Origin of the sequence: Streptomyces sp. NPDC059524, assembly GCF_042749255.1 — a bacterium.
GTDB classification, from domain to species: domain Bacteria; phylum Actinomycetota; class Actinomycetes; order Streptomycetales; family Streptomycetaceae; genus Streptomyces; species Streptomyces xanthii.
The window spans coordinates 1-12,652 of the sequence record NZ_JBHYTK010000196.1 but is presented as its reverse complement, the minus strand read 5'-3'; the positions used below and the strand labels follow the sequence as shown (position 1 = coordinate 12,652).

Annotated in this window: 12 protein-coding genes; 7 read left to right on the top strand and 5 right to left on the bottom strand. The window is 72.7% G+C overall.

Going from position 1 to position 12,652, the window contains the following annotated elements:
- Positions 1 to 218 precede the first annotated feature (218 nt).
- Positions 219 to 836, bottom strand: a complete 618-nt coding sequence (locus tag ACFW9D_RS34625; protein WP_384628749.1) for a TetR/AcrR family transcriptional regulator — start codon at positions 834 to 836, stop codon at positions 219 to 221.
- 148 nt (positions 837 to 984) lie between these two features.
- Here ACFW9D_RS34625 and ACFW9D_RS34620 point away from each other — a divergent pair, with 148 nt between their 5' ends.
- The 4 genes from ACFW9D_RS34620 (at position 985) to ACFW9D_RS34605 (ending at position 4,459) form a co-directional block, all read left to right on the top strand.
- A complete protein-coding gene (locus ACFW9D_RS34620) occupies positions 985 to 2,685 on the top strand; it encodes an MFS transporter (RefSeq protein ID WP_384628746.1) in 1,701 nt (566 codons plus the stop codon).
- 107 nt (positions 2,686 to 2,792) lie between these two features.
- On the top strand, positions 2,793 to 3,356 hold the full coding sequence (locus ACFW9D_RS34615; RefSeq protein ID WP_384628744.1) for a cysteine hydrolase family protein: 564 nt from the start codon (positions 2,793 to 2,795) through the stop codon (positions 3,354 to 3,356).
- A gap of 71 nt (positions 3,357 to 3,427) precedes the next feature.
- Positions 3,428 to 3,814 (top strand): hypothetical protein, encoded by a 387-nt coding sequence (locus ACFW9D_RS34610; RefSeq protein ID WP_384628741.1) that lies wholly within the window; start codon positions 3,428 to 3,430, stop codon positions 3,812 to 3,814.
- A 42-nt stretch (positions 3,815 to 3,856) separates the two neighbouring features.
- Positions 3,857 to 4,459: an exonuclease domain-containing protein gene (locus ACFW9D_RS34605; RefSeq protein ID WP_384628738.1), complete on the top strand. Its 603-nt coding sequence runs from the start codon at positions 3,857 to 3,859 to the stop codon at positions 4,457 to 4,459.
- Between the two features lie 9 nt (positions 4,460 to 4,468).
- Here ACFW9D_RS34605 and ACFW9D_RS34600 read toward each other — a convergent pair whose 3' ends face one another.
- Positions 4,469 to 5,230 (bottom strand): MBL fold metallo-hydrolase, encoded by a 762-nt coding sequence (locus tag ACFW9D_RS34600; protein ID WP_384628751.1) that lies wholly within the window; start codon positions 5,228 to 5,230, stop codon positions 4,469 to 4,471.
- Between the two features lie 141 nt (positions 5,231 to 5,371).
- Between ACFW9D_RS34600 and ACFW9D_RS34595 the strand changes: the two genes are divergently transcribed.
- The 3 genes from ACFW9D_RS34595 (at position 5,372) to ACFW9D_RS34585 (ending at position 8,525) form a co-directional block, all read left to right on the top strand.
- Positions 5,372 to 5,815 (top strand): MerR family transcriptional regulator, encoded by a 444-nt coding sequence (locus ACFW9D_RS34595; protein WP_384628735.1) that lies wholly within the window; start codon positions 5,372 to 5,374, stop codon positions 5,813 to 5,815.
- Positions 5,816 to 5,820: 5 nt separating this feature from the next.
- Complete coding sequence (trxA, locus tag ACFW9D_RS34590) at positions 5,821 to 6,141, top strand: thioredoxin (RefSeq protein ID WP_384628733.1); 321 nt, start codon at positions 5,821 to 5,823, stop codon at positions 6,139 to 6,141.
- A 167-nt stretch (positions 6,142 to 6,308) separates the two neighbouring features.
- Positions 6,309 to 8,525, top strand: a complete 2,217-nt coding sequence (locus ACFW9D_RS34585; protein ID WP_384628730.1) for a HelD family protein — start codon at positions 6,309 to 6,311, stop codon at positions 8,523 to 8,525.
- On the opposite strand, the gene glgB is transcribed toward ACFW9D_RS34585, so the two are convergent.
- From glgB to ACFW9D_RS34570, 3 genes are all read right to left on the bottom strand, one after another.
- On the bottom strand, positions 8,522 to 10,705 hold the full coding sequence (gene glgB / locus ACFW9D_RS34580; RefSeq protein ID WP_384628727.1) for a 1,4-alpha-glucan branching enzyme: 2,184 nt from the start codon (positions 10,703 to 10,705) through the stop codon (positions 8,522 to 8,524). The genes ACFW9D_RS34585 and glgB overlap by 4 nt on opposite strands.
- Before the next feature lie 209 nt (positions 10,706 to 10,914).
- Positions 10,915 to 12,294, bottom strand: coding sequence for a maltokinase (locus ACFW9D_RS34575; RefSeq protein WP_384628724.1), 1,380 nt, complete (start codon positions 12,292 to 12,294; stop codon positions 10,915 to 10,917).
- A gap of 109 nt (positions 12,295 to 12,403) precedes the next feature.
- A partial coding sequence (locus ACFW9D_RS34570) for an alpha-glucosidase C-terminal domain-containing protein (protein ID WP_384628721.1) occupies positions 12,404 to 12,652 on the bottom strand: 249 nt, incomplete at its 5' end.

The window sequence follows — 12,652 nt, the reverse complement described above, 5'->3', positions numbered from 1 at the left end:
GCAGGGGGGACCCTGTGGGAGAGTAGGACGCCGCCGAACAAATTTTGAAGAAAACCCCGGACCGGGACACGGTCCGGGGTTTTCTGCGTTTACGGGCAATTCCGCCGGGGCGTCAATTCGGACATCGGGTCGTCCTCTCGTGGCGGGCTTCGCCGGCCGAACGGTCTTGCCGGCCTGGTGGAGAGGGACGACAGGCGCAATGTAGGTCCGATGCGGTCCTAGCGGGAGCGGGTCGCCGCGCTGTCGGCCAGGCGCTCCGCTTCCCGCGCGGGGTAGCCCGCCGAGGAGAGCACGGCGACGACCGCCGCGCGGCCCGCGTCCTTCGCCGGGAGGGCGCCGTCGTTCACGGCTTCCATCAGGCCGAACAGGACCTGCTCGTGCACGTACGCCAACGCGGCGGCGGGGAGCGGCGAGACGAACTCGCCCTTCTCCACGGCCTGTTCGATGAGCTGGGCGCAGACCTCGCGGACCGGGGCGAGGCGGGCGCGGATGCCCTCCATCGTGACGCTGCGCTGGGCGAGGTGGACCAGGAGGCGGTAGCGGTCGGCGATCGGCCAGATCGCCACGATCGAGTGGGCCACCGCCTCCGCCGGGTCCTCGATGCCCTCACGGCCCGCGAGGTGCGCGGCCGCGACCGCCTGGGCCGCGTCGTCCACCAGGGCCCCGACGAGCGCGTCCCGGCTGGGGAAGTGCCCGTACACCGTGCGGCGCACCACGCCGGCCGCGCGCGCGATCTGGTCCATGGAGGCGTCCGGGTCGCGCAGCAGCTCGGCGAGCGCGACGTCGAGGATGCGGCGGCGGTTGGCGTCGGCTCGTACGGAAGTCACGCCGTTCATTGTGCACGGGCCCTCGGGAGACGGAGCGGGCGCCATCGTTTTGCACACTGCTGTGCAAGGGCGTAGATTGCACAGCAGTGTGTAATTGCACAGCGGTGTGCAGCATGATGCGCCGCGTGATCTCTGCTTCCGGGAGGGGCTGCCCGCCATGCGTCTCGTCATGAACGAGCCGGTCGAATCGATGGACCGGCCGTACGCCCGCCGCTGGTGGGCGCTTCTCGTGCTCTGCCTCAGCCTGCTGATCATCGTCATGGCCAACACGGCACTGACCGTCGCGGCACCCGACATGACGCAGGACCTGGGCCTGACCAGCGCCGACCTGCAGTGGGTCATCGACGGCTACACCGTGCCGTACGCGGCCCTGATGCTGCTGCTCGGCGCGATCGGCGACAAGTACAGCCGGCGCGGGGCGCTGATCCTCGGCCTGGTCGTGTTCGGTGGTGGCGCGGTCGCCGGGTCGCTCGTCGACAGCGGGACCGGGGTCATCGCCGCTCGCGCCGTGATGGGCGTCGGCGCGGCGATGATCATGCCGGCCACGCTGTCGCTGCTGGCCGCGACGTTCCCCAAGGGGGAGCGGGCCAAGGCGATCGTGCTGTGGACCGCGACCGCGGGGCTGGCCATCGCGGCCGGGCCGCTGGTCGCCGGTGCGCTGCTGCGGGACCACGGCTGGGCCTCGACCTTCCTCATCAACGTGCCGGTCGCCGTGCTCGCGATCGTGGGCGCGCTCGTCCTCGTACCGCCGTCCAAGGCGGCCCACCAGCACCGGATCGACTACGTCGGCGGGCTGCTGTCCGTGGTCTGGGTCGGCGCGCTCGTCTACATGATCATCGAGGGGCCGCACTTCGGCTGGGGCGTGAAGGCCGTCGGCGCGGCCGTGGTCGCCGGGGTCGCGCTCGTCGCGTTCGTGCTGTGGGAGCTTCGGCACCCGCGGCCGGTGCTGGACGTGCGCCGGTTCGCGAACCGCCGGTTCGCCGGGTCGAACCTCGCCGTCGCCCTCTTCTTCCTGGCCGTCTTCGGCGCGTTCTACTACCTGACCCAGCACCTCCAGTTCGTGCTCGGCTACGACGCCCTGGAGACCGGTGTACGGATGCTGCCGCTGGCCGGTGCCGTGTTCGTCGGGTCCGCGCTCACGGGGTACCTCACCCCGCGCATCGGCATGAAGATCACCGTCACCGCGGGCATGGTCGGTGGCACCACCGCGCTGGCCCTGTTGACGCGCGTCGACGCCGGATCCTCGTACGGGGACTTCGTGCTGCCGCTCGTGATCCTCGGGCTCGCCATCGGGCTCGCGCTCTCGCCCTGCACCGACGCGATCATGGGCGCGTTCCCGGAGGCCGAGCTCGGCGTGGGCGGAGCCGTCAACGACACCTCCCTCGAACTCGGCGGCTCGCTCGGCATCGCGATCCTGGGCTCCGTGCTCGCCGGTTCGTACTCCTCGCACCTGTCCGACGCCACCGCCGGGACGAAGCTGCCCGGAGAGGCGCTGGCCACCGCGCAGGACTCGGTGGGTGCCGGGTATGCGGTCGCACGGCAGATCGGGGCGCAGGCCGACAAGCTCGCCGGGCAGGCGGCGGCCGCCGGAGACCGGCAGCAGGCCGCGCAGTTGAAGGCGCAGGCGGGACAACTCGCCGACGGCGCCCGGCAGATGGCGGACGCGGTGGGCTCCTCGTTCTCGGACGCGGTGGCGCACACGAGCGTCGTCGGGGCGGTGATCCTCGGCGTGGGCACCGTGCTGGTGGGGGTGTTGCTGCCGCGCAAGGGGCGGGGCGCCGCGCAGGACGCCGACGGGGAGCAGACGCCGGCCGAGGCCGGAGAACCGGGCGAACCGGTGCTCGCGGGCCAGGGCTGAGGAAGACGTCCCGGGGCTGTTGTCAGTGGGGCGGCCTAGGGTGGCGGCAGTTGGAGAACGACCTACCAGGACGTCCGACGAGGACCACCCACCAGGAGGCTCGCACCATGACCACTCTGCCCGACAGGCCCGGCACCGCACTGCTGGTGATCGACGTGCAGAACGGGGTCGTCGAAGGCGCACCCCGCCGCGACGAGGTCATCGCGAACATCGCGTCGCTCGTCGACCGCGCGCGCACCGAGGACGTGCCCGTGATCTGGGTGCAGCACTCCGACGACGGCGGCCTGAAGGAGGGGAGCGAGGCTTGGCAGTACGTGTCCGAGCTGCGCCGGCGCGAGGGCGAGCCGCTGGTCCACAAGCGCTACGGGGACTCCTTCGAGGACACCGAGCTGGAGGCGCTGCTCGCCGAGCGGGGGGTGGGGCGGCTCGTCGTGAGCGGCGCCCAGAGCGACGCGTGCATCCGCTCGACGCTCCACGGCGGCTTCGTGCGCGGCTACGACGTGACGCTCGTCGGTGACGCGCACACGACGGAGGACCTGACCCAGTTCGGGGCGCCCGCCCCGGAGCTGGTCATCGCGCACACCAACCTGTACTGGGGCTTCCAGAAGGCGCCGGGCCGCCGCGGCGGGACCGTGGACACCGCGGAGGTGAGCTTCGGGGCGGCCGAGTAGGCCCCGTGGCTGAGTAGGCCCTGAGTACGGGGGCTCAGGCGGAGCGCTCCGTCCGGAGGTTTCCTCGAAGCATGAGGAACGGACGGAGCCCCGAGCTGCTGCCTGCCACCCACTCCGAGGTGGTCCGCGGCTGGTGGTTCGCCCCGCTGCTCTCCAGCGTGGTGACCCTGCTGGCCGGATACTGCGCCTTCGGATTCGCGGCGCTCGCGCCGATGGCCTGTGACGCGTGCACGCGCGCTCAGTCGGACCGGTTCGACGCGAGTTTCTACCGGGCGATCGCGGTCTTCTTCCTCCTGGTCGGCGTGGCCGTCCTGCTGCTGACCGTCGCATGGGCGCTGCCGCACCGGGAGAGGGCCGCGGCACGGTTCGCGGCCCGCAGGACCCGCCTCGCGGTCGCGGCTCCCGCCATGATCGTCGTCGCCTACCTGGTGTTCCTGGCCCTGGTCGACTGGCCGTAATCCGCTCGCCCGGGCCCGGGACGGATCCGTACGCTGCCGCGCATGACCAGCGTGCCGCCGGAACGCCACCCGCACCTCCTCAACGTCATCGACGTCGAGGCCACCTGCTGGGACGGACAGCCGCCGCCCGGAGCCGTCAGCGAGATCATCGAGGTCGGGCTGACCGTCGTGGACCTGGCGGCCGGTGAGCGGATCGCGCGGCACGGGATCCTGGTGCGGCCCGAGCGGTCCAGCGTCAGCCCGTTCTGCACCGAGCTCACCGGGCTCACGCAGGACCAGGTCGCGGGAGGGGTCTCCTTCGCGGAGGCCTGCCGGATCCTGCGGGACGAGCACGCGGCGCGGACCAGGGCCTGGGCGAGCTGGGGCGACTACGACCGCAAGCAGTTCGAGCGGCAGTGCGCGGCGCCCGGGGCGCTCTATCCCTTCGGGCGTACGCACATCAACGCCAAGGCCGTCTTCACCGGGAGCCACGGGCTGCGCCGGCGGCCCGGCATGGCGCAGGCGCTGGGCGTGGCCGGGCTGCCGCTGGAGGGGCCGCACCACCGGGGCGAGGACGACGCGTGGAACATCGCCGCGCTCGTCCTGCACGTGGCCGGGCGCGGCGACTGGCCGGAGGCTCCCCGCGAGGAGCCCTCCGACCGGTGATCCCACGGGTCAGAGCTGGAACGTCTCTCCGGGCTTGAGCAGGTGAAGACGCTCGCTCAGCCCCGCCGCGGCGAACGCCGCCGTCAGCGCGGCCCCGTCCTCGGTGAAGTGCCCCCAGTGCTCGAAGTGCAGCGGCACCACGTGCCGGGCGTCCAGGATCCGCGCCGCCTCCGCCGCGTCCGCGCTGGTGAGGGTGAGCGGCGCGTCCGGCACGAGCGGGGTGCGGGCCGCGCCCGCGAACAGGACGGCGACATCGACGGCCGGGAAGCGCGCGGCGACCTCGCGGACCCGGTCCAGCGAGGCGTTGTCCCCCGACACGTACACCGTGGGCAGGCCCTCGCCGGACAGGACGAAGCCCGTGACCTCGCCGACCAGCGGCTCGCTGCCCTCGGGGCCGTGCAGCGCGGGCACACCCGTCACGCGCAGGGTGCCACCGTCCGGACGCGGCAGCTCCACGTGCTCCCAGACGGGCAGAGCGGTGACCTCGGCGCCGAGCCGCTCGTGGGCCGCCGCCGTGGACAGCACCAGCGGGACGTCGGCGAGCAGGGCGCGGCCGGCCCCGTCCAGGTTGTCGGGGTGGTGGTCGTGCGACAGCAGCACCGCGTCCACCGGTCTTATGGCGTCGGCGGCGACGGCGGGGCCGGCTGTCTTCACCAGGGTGCGGGAGCCCACCGGGTACTCGCCCGGGGCGTCGAACGTGGGGTCGGTGAGCAGGCGCAGGCCGCCGGTCTCGATGACGGACGTGGGTCCGCCGACGTAGCGGACGGAGATCGCGGTCACGTGGATCCTCCAGTGTGTGGTGCGGTCTCTCGGTCCAATTCCCGTACGCCCGTGGGTATTCCGGTGTTCCGTACATGATCCGCGGCGGTGGACGCTGGCCTTGACCCCGGCGTCAAGGTTTACGGTCGGGGCATGCGCATCGGAGAGCTCGCGGACCGCGCCGGTACGACCACGCGGACGCTCAGGTACTACGAGTCGCGCGGGCTGCTGCCCGCCCGGCGCGGCGGCAACGGATACCGGACCTACGACGAGGCGGACCTGCGCGCCCTGCGCCAGATCCGCACGCTGCAGGACTTCGGGTTCGACCTGGAGGAGACCCGACCGTTCGTGGAGTGCCTGCGCGCCGGGCACCCGGAGGGCGACTCCTGTCCGGCGTCGCTCGCCGTGTACCGGGCCAAGCTCACCGAACTCGACGCGCTGATCGGCGAGTTGAGCGCCGTACGGGAGAAGGTCGGCGCGCAGCTGGCGCGCGCCGAGGAGGCCATGGAGGCGCTGGCCGCGGAGGAGTCCGCGCCGCGCTGCGAACTGAACGAATCGGTACTGAACGCATCAGTACCCGGCGAACCAGGGGAGTGACAGAGATGGCGTTTCGGGACGTGACCGACGCGGACTTCGACGAGCAGGTGCTCAAGGCGGGCCGGCCGGTGCTGGTGGAGTTCACCGCCGAGTGGTGCGGTCCGTGCAAGCAGCTGGCGCCCGTGCTGAAGGCCGTCGCCGAGGAGGAGCGCGAGCGGCTCGACGTCGTGGCGATCGACGTCGACGCCAATCCGGACACCGCGGTGAAGTACGGGGTGCTGTCGATGCCGACGCTGATGGTCTTCAAGGACGGCGAGCCGGTGTGGTCGCGAGTCGGCGCCCGGCCGAAGCGGCGGCTGCTCGAGGAATTGGCGGAGGCCCTCTGAAGCTTCGGGGAATTTCCCCACCGATTGGAATGCGTGCCCCGCCCGGGGTATATTCGGTGTTTCTGTGTACCCACAGAAAAGGCCCCTCACCGGGGGCCAATAAACAACACCGTACCGGGCAGGGAGCCGTTTTGTCAAGCCGGGAAACCGCCGCATCGCAGAAAGAATTGCAGAAGGAACAGGAATTCATCGACACGCTGTACGCGCGCGTCGACGAACTGCGCGGCGAGGCCGCGGACTCGGTCCGGGACGCGATCACGCCGGTCGGGACGGGCCAGCAGGCCCGCCTGGAGCGGGACCTGCTGGTCGTGGAACGGTCCGGGCTGCTCGCCGCGCTGAATGCCGTGGAGGGATCCCTCGCGTTCGGCCGCATCGATCTCAAGGACGGTACGGCGCACCACATCGGTCGCATCGGAATTCGCCGCGACGACACCGAACACACGCCGATCCTGATCGACTGGCGTGCCCCCGTCGCCCGGCCTTTCTATCTCGCGACCGGACACACCCCCATGGGGCTGCGGCGCCGCCGGCACCTCACGCTCGACGGCCGTACCGTCACCGAACTGCACGACGAGATCCTCGACCTCGACGACGCCGAGCGGACCGGGTACGAGGACCCGAGCGGCGACGCCGTGCTGCTCGCCGCGCTCAACAGCGCCCGCACCGGCCGCATGGGCGACATCGTGCAGACCATCCAGGCCGAGCAGGACAACATCATCCGGCACGCGCACCAGGGCGTGCTCGTCGTCGAGGGCGGCCCCGGCACCGGCAAGACCGCCGTCGCGCTGCACCGCGCCGCCTACCTGCTCTACGAGCACCGGGAACTGCTCGCCAAGCGGGCCGTCCTCATCGTCGGCCCGAACCCGGCGTTCCTGAAGTACATCTCCGAGGTGCTGCCCGCGCTCGGCGAGACGGGTGTGCTTCTGTCCACCGTCGCCGAGCTGTTCCCCGGCGTCCACGCCACCGGCACCGACAGCCCGCGCGCCGCCGCCGTCAAGGGCGCCGCCGCGATGGCCGGGGCGCTCGCCGCAGCCGTCGCCGACCGGCAGGAACTGCCCATGCCCGGCGCCCCGATCGTCGTCCCGCACGACGACGGCGACCTCGTCCTCGACTGGGAGATCGCCTACGAGGCCCGGCAGGCGGCCCGCGACACCAAGCTGCCGCACAACCTCGCCCGCCCGCACTTCGCGTTCCGCGTCATCGACGCGCTCACCGCCCAGCTCACCGAGCGGATCGGCGCGGACCCCTACGGCGGCCCGAACTTCCTGGGACCCGACGACATCGCCCAGCTCGGCAAGGCCGTCGCCGCGAGCCCCGACGTGCACGCCGCGATCGAGGAACTGTGGCCGCAGCTCACGCCACAGCGCTTCCTGGCCGACTACCTCGCCGAGCCCACGCACCTGACGGACGAGGACGCGGCGGCGATCCGGCGCGCCCCCGCCGACGGGGACCAGCCGTGGACCCCGGCCGACGTGCCGCTGCTCGACGAGGCCGCGGAACTCCTCGGGCACGACGACAGCGCCGAGCGCGCCGCCGCCGAGGCCGCCCGTCAGGAGCGCATCGCCTACGCGCAGGGCGTGCTCGACCTGTCGAAGGGCTCGGAGACCTACGAGTTCGAGGACGAGGACGAGTCGGAGGTGCTCGCCGCGCACGACATCGTCGACGCGGACCGGGTCGCCGACTGGTACGAGGAGGAGGACCACCGCAGCGCCGCGGAGCGGGCCGCCGCCGACCGCACCTGGGCGTTCGGCCACATCATCGTCGACGAGGCGCAGGAGCTCAGCCCGATGGCGTGGCGGCTTCTCATGCGGCGCTCGCCCACCCGCTCCATGACGCTCGTCGGCGACCCGGCGCAGACGTCCGAGGAGGCCGGTGTCGGGGCGTGGTCCGAGATCCTCGCGCCGTACGTCGAGGACCGGTACGAGCACACCCGGCTCGGGGTCAACTACCGGACGCCGTCCGAGATCATGGAGCTCGCGGCGCGAGTGCTGCGGGCCGAGATCCCGGGCTACGAGCCGCCGGCCTCGGTGCGGTCGACCGGCGTCGCCCCCTGGGTCCGGCAGGCCGACGATCTCGGGGCCGCGGTCGCCCAGGCCGTCGTGGAGCTGGCCCCCGAGGAGGGACGGCTCGCGGTGATCGCGCCCCGATCGCTCCACGAGGTGGTCGCGCGGGGCGTCGACGGCGTCGTCGTCGGAGCCGAGCCCGATCTGACGCGGGATGTCGTCCTGCTGGACCCGCGGCAGGCCAAGGGCCTGGAGTTCGACTCCGTACTCGTCGTCGAGCCCGGGCTCTTCGGGGTCAGCGACCTGTACGTGGCCCTCACCCGGGCCACCCAGCGCCTCGGCGTGCTGCATGCCGGGGAGGTGCCGGCCGCGTTGGCCTAAGGAGTCAGCCACACCGTCGCCAGGGGAGGCAGGGTCAGCTTCAGGGCGGGGTCCGCTTTCAGGGGGCCGGGGTTGCCTGCCCCGCTGCCCCCGTACCGGGCGGCGTCCGTGTTGAGGACCTCGTGCCAGGTGGAGGAGCCGGCGGGGGCCGGCAGGGCGTAGTCGTGGCGGAGCACGGGGGAGAAGTTCGAGACCGACAGGACAGGGCTGCCATCGGTGGCGTGGCGCAGGAACGCGAAGACGTTGTCCTGCGCCGCGTCGCCGAGGACCCAGGAGAAGCCGGCCGGGGTGGTGTCCTGCTCCCAGAGCGCGGGGGTCGCGCGGTACGTGGCGTTCAGGTCGCGGACCAGATCCCGTACGCCCCGGTGGTCCCGCTCCGCTCCGTACGCCGGGTCGAGCAGCCACCAGTCCGGGCCGTGCGCCTCCGACCACTCGGCGCCCTGCGCGAACTCCTGGCCCATGAACAGGAGTTGCTTGCCCGGGTGGGCCCACATGAAGGCCAGATAGGCGCGGAGCGTGGCGCGTTGCTGCCACCAGTCGCCGGGCATCTTCGAGACGAGGGACCGCTTGCCGTGGACGACCTCGTCGTGGGAGATCGGCAGCACGTAGTTCTCGCTGTACGCGTAGACCATCGAGAACGTCATCTCGTGGTGGTGGTGCGCGCGGTGCACCGGGTCGTGGGCGACGTAGCCGAGCGAGTCGTGCATCCAGCCCATGTTCCATTTGAGGCCGAAGCCGAGACCCCCGAAGCCCGTGGGGCCCGTGTGGTGGGTGGGGCGGGTGACGCCGTCCCAGGCCGTCGACTCCTCGGCGATCGTGACGACGCCGGGCACGCGGCGGTACAGCGTCGCGTTCATCTCCTGGAGGAACGCGACCGCGTCGAGGTTCTCGTGGCCGCCCGCCGCGTTCGGGGTCCATCGACCCTGCTCGCGCGAGTAGTCGAGGTAGAGCATCGAGGCGACCGCGTCCACGCGCAGGCCGTCGATGTGGAACTCCTCGCACCAGTACACGGCGTTCGCCACGAGGAAGTTGCGGACCTCCCGGCGGCCGTAGTCGAACTCCAGCGTTCCCCAGTCGGGGTGCGCGGCGCGCAGCGGGTCGGCGGGCTCGTACAGGGGGCGGCCGTCGAACTCGGCCAGGGCCCAGTCGTCGCGCGGGAAGTGCGCGGGGACCCAGTCCATGATCACGCCGATGCCGGCCCGGTGCAGGGCGTCCACCAGGTGTTTGAAGTCGTCCGGCGTGCCGAGGCGGGCCGTCGGGGCGTAGAAGCCGGTCACCTGGTAGCCCCATGAACCGCCGAAGGGATGCTCGGCGACCGGCATCAGCTCCACGTGCGTGAAACCCAGGTCGGCGACGTACGCGGGGAGCTGGACGGCCAGGTCGCGGTAGGTCAGGCCCGGGCGCCAGGACGGGAGATGGACCTCGTAGACGGAGAACGGCGCCTCGTGCGCCGGCCGTGCGGCGCGGGTGCGCAGCCAGTCCTCGTCGTGCCACGTGTAGTGGCTCGAGTGCACGATCGACGCGGTGGCGGGCGGGGTCTCGGTACGGGTCGCCAGCGGGTCGGCGCGCAGGGTGCGGGTGCCGTCGGGGCGGGTGATCTCGTACTTGTACAGCTCGCCCTCGCCGAGGCCCGGGACGAACAGCTCCCAGACTCCCGTCCCGCCCAGCGAGCGCATCGTGTGGGCGGCTCCGTCCCACCGGTTGAAGTCCCCGGCCACGCGGACGCCGAGGGCGTTCGGTGCCCAGACCGTGAAGCGGGTGCCTCTGATGTTCTGGTGACGCATGGGGTGCGCGCCCAGGACCTTCCAGAGCTGCTCGTGCCGGCCCTCGCCGATCAGGTGCAGGTCGAGTTCACCGAGGGAGGGGAGCAGGGTGTACGGGTCCGGGGTGCGGATGCGCGTGCCCGCGTAGGTGATCTCCAGCTCGTAGGGAGGCGGGGGATCGGGGAGGTCCAGTGCGGTGGTGAAGAAGCCGTCGCCGTCCGGGTGGAGGGGGATGGGGGCGGCGCCGTCGGGGAGGTGGACGGTGACGGACTCGGCGTACGGGTGCCAGGTTCTGATGGCCAGGGGTTTGGTGGGGGCGGGTTTGTGGGTGCCGAGGACGGCGTGGGGGTTGTGGTGGGTGGCGTTCAGCAGGCGTCGTCGGTCTTCTGGCGGGACCGGGGCGGGGCGGGGGGTCACGGGGGGAGGCCTCCTGGTCCTGGGGTGGGATCTCGCCGTCGGGGTTCGTCTCGTTGCCGGGTGCGGGTTTCGTCGTGGCTGGTCGCGCAGTTCCCCGCGCCCCTGACCTGCGCACTTCGTGCGCCCCCAGGGGCCCGTTGGTCGTGCCCCGCGACGGAGTCGCTGATGGGATACGGCCCCGCGCCCCTGAAGGCGCACTTCGTGTGCTGCTAGCCCGGTGAGGCCAGTTCGGAGAGGGCCGCCAGGGGGACCTCTAGCCAGGTGGGGCGGTGGCGGGCCTCGTAGAGGGATTCGTAGACCGCCTTGTCCGTCTCGTAGGCGCGGAGCAGCGGCGGGTCCGCGCGGGGGTCGCAGCCCGTCGCCGCCGCGTAGCCCTCGCAGTACGCCGCCCGGCACGCCCGGGCCCACGACGGGTCGTACGGGCGGTGGCTGCGCGCCGCGTAGTCGAAGGAGCGGAGCATGCCCGCGACATCCCGGTGCGGAGGGTGCGGCATGCGGCGCTCGGCGAGCGGCCGCGACGGTTCGCCCTCGAAGTCGATCAGCTGCCAGTCGCCGGACCGGGTGCGCAGGAACTGGCCGAGGTGCAGGTCGCCGTGGATCCGCTGGGCCCGCCGCACGGGCGCGCCCGCGGCCAGGTCCGCGAAGGCGCCGCGCAGCGCCGGCACGTGGGGCAGCAGCGCGGGCACCTGGCGGGCGGTCGCGTGGAGGCGCCGGATCATCGCCGCGGCCAGCTCCTCGGTCCGGGGCCGGGTCAGCGTGACCGTGGGCAGGCTCCCGGCGAGGGCGGCGTGCACCTCGGCGGTGGCCCGGCCCAGCTCTCGGGCCTCGGCGGTGAAGTCGATGCCGGAGGCGAGCCGGCTCAGGGCGAGTTCCCAGCCGTCGGTGGCGCCGCGCACATAGGGCTGGAGGATGCCGAGGGTGGTCGGCTCGCCCGCGCCCCCGCTCTCGTACGTCTCGAACCAGGCGACCGGCGCCGGGACCCGGGTGCAGCCCGCGCGGGCCAGCGCGAGGGGCAGTTCCAGGTCGGGATTGGTGCCGGGGCGGACGCGGCGGAAGACCTTGGCGATGAGCCGGTCGCCGTACACGACCGAGGAGTTGGACTGCTCGGCGCGGAGCGGGCGGGCCGGGAGGCCGGGCGGGACGCGGCCGTGCGGGCCCCGGTGGAAGCGCAGGTCACCGAGGGGTCCCGGGGTGCGGAGACGTTCCAGCAGAACGGCCGCGCGGCGCGGGTCCTGGAGCGCGTCGTACACGGTGAGCCCGGCGAGCGGGCCCCGGTCGACGTGGCCGATGACGGCCGGGGCGAGAGCCGGTGGCACGCGCTCGTCCACGCCGATCAGGAGCTGGTAGCGCTCGCCGGGGCCCTCCTCCGCGGGCGGCTGGTGCGCGCGGAGCAGGATGTGGAGCAGGGCGGCCCCCGGCAGCAGCGGGGTCACCGCGTCGAGGTCGATCCCGGTGACCGGCAGGCCCTTGCCCGCGAACCAGCGCTGGCGGGGCAGCCAGTCGCGCAGCGGCGAGGCGAGGGAGTCGGTGAGAGCGGGACGGGCCCCGCCGCCGGCGGGGGCGGTGCTGCGGGCTGCGGCTTCCGACATGGCGTCGCGTCCTTTCCCGGGGGGAGAGCGACGAGCGTTCCGCGATAGGGGGAGCGTGCCCAGGGCCCGCACACGGAAACGGGGCCAGGGCACGCGCGTTCGACCGGGTTCAGGGGTGGACGGGGGTGCCTTCCGCGCGCAGGCGGAACCAGTAGAAGCCGTGTCCGGCCAGGGTCAGCAGGTAGGGGAGTTCGCCGATGGCGGGGAAGCGGACGCCGCCGATCAGCTCGACGGGGTGGCGGCTGGTGTAGGGGCTGAGGTCGAGCTCGGTGGGTTGGGCGAAGCGGGAGAAGTTGTGGACGCACAGGACGAGGTCGTCGCCGTGTTCGCGGAGGAAGGCGAGGACGGCGGGGTTGGT

Coding starts and splice junctions, on each gene's coding strand:
- ACFW9D_RS34625 (WP_384628749.1), bottom strand. CDS start 836: ATGAACGGCGTGACTTCCGTACGAGCCGACGCCAACCGCCGCCGCATC.
- ACFW9D_RS34620 (WP_384628746.1), top strand. CDS start 985: ATGCGTCTCGTCATGAACGAGCCGGTCGAATCGATGGACCGGCCGTAC.
- ACFW9D_RS34615 (WP_384628744.1), top strand. CDS start 2,793: ATGACCACTCTGCCCGACAGGCCCGGCACCGCACTGCTGGTGATCGAC.
- ACFW9D_RS34610 (WP_384628741.1), top strand. CDS start 3,428: ATGAGGAACGGACGGAGCCCCGAGCTGCTGCCTGCCACCCACTCCGAG.
- ACFW9D_RS34605 (WP_384628738.1), top strand. CDS start 3,857: ATGACCAGCGTGCCGCCGGAACGCCACCCGCACCTCCTCAACGTCATC.
- ACFW9D_RS34595 (WP_384628735.1), top strand. CDS start 5,372: ATGCGCATCGGAGAGCTCGCGGACCGCGCCGGTACGACCACGCGGACG.
- trxA (WP_384628733.1), top strand. CDS start 5,821: ATGGCGTTTCGGGACGTGACCGACGCGGACTTCGACGAGCAGGTGCTC.
- ACFW9D_RS34575 (WP_384628724.1), bottom strand. CDS start 12,294: ATGTCGGAAGCCGCAGCCCGCAGCACCGCCCCCGCCGGCGGCGGGGCC.